At 57.7% G+C, this 3,113-nt stretch carries 2 rRNA genes; both read left to right on the top strand.

The features are described 5' to 3' along the window. The first annotated feature begins 54 nt into the window (after nt 1-54). Nucleotides 55-1,593, top strand: a 16S ribosomal RNA gene (locus RM779_RS33170). A 241-nt stretch (nt 1,594-1,834) separates the two neighbouring features. Beyond that, nucleotides 1,835-3,113: ribosomal RNA gene (locus tag RM779_RS33165) — 23S ribosomal RNA — on the top strand; the annotation flags it as partial.

Raw genomic sequence — 3,113 nt, 5'->3', positions numbered from 1 at the left:
TTTGTTTTACAGTTCAGCGAGGTTATTGCTCGCGTGGATTGTTTCTTTGAAGCATTCACGGAGAGTTTGATCCTGGCTCAGGACGAACGCTGGCGGCGTGCTTAACACATGCAAGTCGAACGATGATCCGGTTTCGGCCGGTGATTAGTGGCGAACGGGTGAGTAACACGTGGGTAATCTGCCCTGCACTCTGGGATAAGCCTGGGAAACTGGGTCTAATACCGGATATACACTGGTGGTCGCATGGCCTGCTGGTGGAAAGCTTTTGCGGTGTGGGATGGGCCCGCGGCCTATCAGCTTGTTGGTGGGGTAGTGGCCTACCAAGGCGACGACGGGTAGCCGGCCTGAGAGGGTGACCGGCCACACTGGGACTGAGACACGGCCCAGACTCCTACGGGAGGCAGCAGTGGGGAATATTGCACAATGGGCGGAAGCCTGATGCAGCGACGCCGCGTGAGGGATGACGGCCTTCGGGTTGTAAACCTCTTTCAGCAGGGAAGAAGCTCCTTGGGGTGACGGTACCTGTAGAAGAAGCACCGGCTAACTACGTGCCAGCAGCCGCGGTAATACGTAGGGTGCAAGCGTTGTCCGGAATTATTGGGCGTAAAGAGCTCGTAGGCGGCTTGTCGCGTCGGTTGTGAAAGCCCGGGGCTTAACCCTGGGTCTGCAGTCGATACGGGCAGGCTAGAGTTCGGTAGGGGAGACTGGAATTCCTGGTGTAGCGGTGAAATGCGCAGATATCAGGAGGAACACCGGTGGCGAAGGCGGGTCTCTGGGCCGATACTGACGCTGAGGAGCGAAAGCGTGGGGAGCGAACAGGATTAGATACCCTGGTAGTCCACGCTGTAAACGGTGGGAACTAGGTGTGGGCAGCATTCCACGTTGTCTGTGCCGCAGCTAACGCATTAAGTTCCCCGCCTGGGGAGTACGGCCGCAAGGCTAAAACTCAAAGGAATTGACGGGGGCCCGCACAAGCGGCGGAGCATGTGGCTTAATTCGACGCAACGCGAAGAACCTTACCAAGGCTTGACATATGCCGGACAGCTCTGGAGACAGGGTTTCTCTTTGAGTCGGTGTACAGGTGGTGCATGGCTGTCGTCAGCTCGTGTCGTGAGATGTTGGGTTAAGTCCCGCAACGAGCGCAACCCTTATCCTGTGTTGCCAGCAACATCCTTTGGGGTGGTTGGGGACTCACGGGAGACTGCCGGGGTCAACTCGGAGGAAGGTGGGGACGACGTCAAGTCATCATGCCCCTTATGTCTTGGGCTGCACACGTGCTACAATGGCCGGTACAATGAGCTGCGATGCCGTGAGGTGGAGCGAATCTCAAAAAGCCGGTCTCAGTTCGGATTGGGGTCTGCAACTCGACCCCATGAAGTCGGAGTCGCTAGTAATCGCAGATCAGCATTGCTGCGGTGAATACGTTCCCGGGCCTTGTACACACCGCCCGTCACGTCACGAAAGTCGGTAACACCCGAAGCCGGTGGCCCAACCTCCTTTGTGGGGAGGGAGTCGTCGAAGGTGGGACTGGCGATTGGGACGAAGTCGTAACAAGGTAGCCGTACCGGAAGGTGCGGCTGGATCACCTCCTTTCTAAGGAGCATTTGGCCGGCCCTGGGCGAGTGTCCTGGGGTGGTTGCTCATGGGTGGAACGTTGACTATTCGGGGTTGGTTGGCCTGTGTGTGTCTGAGTACTGCCACGGTGTGGTGTGGAAAGGGTGTGCGGGGGTTGGCTGGTTCCGGGCGCGCTGTTGGGTTGTGAGGGCATGGCTGCTTTGCGGTGGTGTGTCTTCGTTTGTTGGTTGAGAATTGCACAGTGGACGCGAGCATCTGTGGCCAAGTTTTTAAGGGCGCACGGTGGATGCCTTGGTACCAGGAACCGATGAAGGACGTGGGAGGCCGCGATAGTCCCCGGGGAGTTGTCAACCGAGCTGTGATCCGGGGGTTTCCGAATGGGGGAACCCGGCAGTCGTTATGGGCTGTCACCTGCCGCTGAATGTATAGGCGGTGTGGAGGGAACGCGGGGAAGTGAAACATCTCAGTACCCGTAGGAAGAGAAAACAACCGTGATTCCGGGAGTAGTGGTGAGCGAAACCGGAGGAGGCTAAACCGTTTGTGTGTGATACCCGGCAGGGGTTGCGCAGGCGGGGTTGTGGGAGTTCCTTGTGATCGTTCTGCCGGACGGTCGGCGAGTGAGAAATCGTGGGTGTAGGCGAAGGGCATGCGAAAGGCCTGGCGTAGAGGGTAAGACCCCCGTAGCTGAAATGTCTGCGACTCGTTGAGGGGCCACCCAAGTAGCACGGGGCCCGAGAAATCCTGTGTGAATCTGGCGGGACCACCCGTTAAGCCTAAATATTCCCTGGTGACCGATAGTGGATAGTACCGTGAGGGAATGGTGAAAAGTACCGCGGGAGCGGAGTGAAAGAGTACCTGAAACCGTGTGCCTACAAGCCGTGGGAGCGTCGCAGCGAGTGCTTTGTGTGCTTGTTGTCGTGACTGCGTGCCTTTTGAAGAATGAGCCTGCGAGTTTGCGGTGTGTTGCGAGGTTAACCTGTTGGTGGGGAGCCGTAGCGAAAGCGAGTCCGAAGAGGGCGTTTGAGTAGCATGCCCTAGACCCGAAGCGGGGTGATCTAGCCATGGGCAGGGTGAAGCGTGGGTAAGACTGCGTGGAGGCCCGAACCCACCAGAGTTGAAAATCTGGGGGATGACCTGTGGTTAGGGGTGAAAGGCCAATCAGACTCCGTGATAGCTGGTTCTCCCCGAAATGCATTTAGGTGCAGCGTCGTGTGTTGCTTGTCGGAGGTAGAGCACTGGGTAGGTGATGGGCCTTACCGGGTTACTGACCTTAGCCAAACTCCGAATGCCGGCAAGTTGAGCGCGGCAGTGAGACTGTGGGGGATAAGCTCCATGGTCGAGAGGGAAACAGCCCAGAGCATCGACTAAGGCCCCTAAGCGTGTGCTAAGTGGGAAAGGATGTGGAGTCGCAGAGACAGCCAGGAGGTTGGCTTAGAAGCAGCCATCCTTGAAAGAGTGCGTAATAGCTCACTGGTCGAGTGATTCTGCGCCGATAATGTAGCGGGGCTCAAGTACACCGCCGAAGTCGTGTCGCCACA

Origin of the sequence: Streptomyces johnsoniae (assembly GCF_031845565.1) — a bacterium.
Lineage (GTDB): Bacteria > Actinomycetota > Actinomycetes > Streptomycetales > Streptomycetaceae > Streptomyces > Streptomyces johnsoniae.
This window is presented reverse-complemented; position numbering and strand designations above follow the sequence as displayed.